Annotated in this window: 1 protein-coding gene; it reads right to left on the bottom strand. The window is 56.5% G+C overall.

Annotated elements, in window-relative coordinates; translation table 11 throughout:
- Positions 1-446 (bottom strand): hypothetical protein (locus tag FHK88_RS14500; RefSeq protein ID WP_227429426.1); only part of this gene is annotated, 446 nt, incomplete at both ends.

The following is a 446-nucleotide window of genomic DNA, read 5'->3' as shown; positions in this document are numbered from 1 at the left end:
CCTCCCCCCCTTTCCTTCCCTCTCCCCCCCCTCCCCTTCTTTCCTCTCCTTTTTTCCCTCCCCTTCTTCTCCTTCCCCCCCTCCTTCCTCTCTCCTCTCTTCTCCTTTTTTTTCCCCCTTCCCTCCCTTTTTCCCCTTTCTCTCCTCCCTTCCCCTTTCCCCTTCTTCCTTCCTTTCCCTTCTCTTTCCCCCTCTTCCCTCCTCCTTTCTTCTCCTCTTTTTTTTCCCCCCTCTCCCTCTCCTCCTTCCCCTCCCCCCTTTTCTCTCCCCTTCCTTTCTCCTTTCCCTCCTCCTCCCCTCTCCCTCTCTCTCCTTTCTTCCCCTTTCTCCCTTCCCCCCCTTTTCTCTTTTTCCCCCTTCCCCCTCCCTCTCCCCTCCTTTTCCTCCCTTTTCTCCCCTTCTTCCCCTCCCTCTTTCTTCCCCTTTCCTTTTTCCCCCCTCCTTCC

It is taken from the genome of Psychrobacter sp. I-STPA6b (assembly GCF_020662265.1).
GTDB lineage: Bacteria > Pseudomonadota > Gammaproteobacteria > Pseudomonadales > Moraxellaceae > Psychrobacter.
This window is presented reverse-complemented; position numbering and strand designations above follow the sequence as displayed.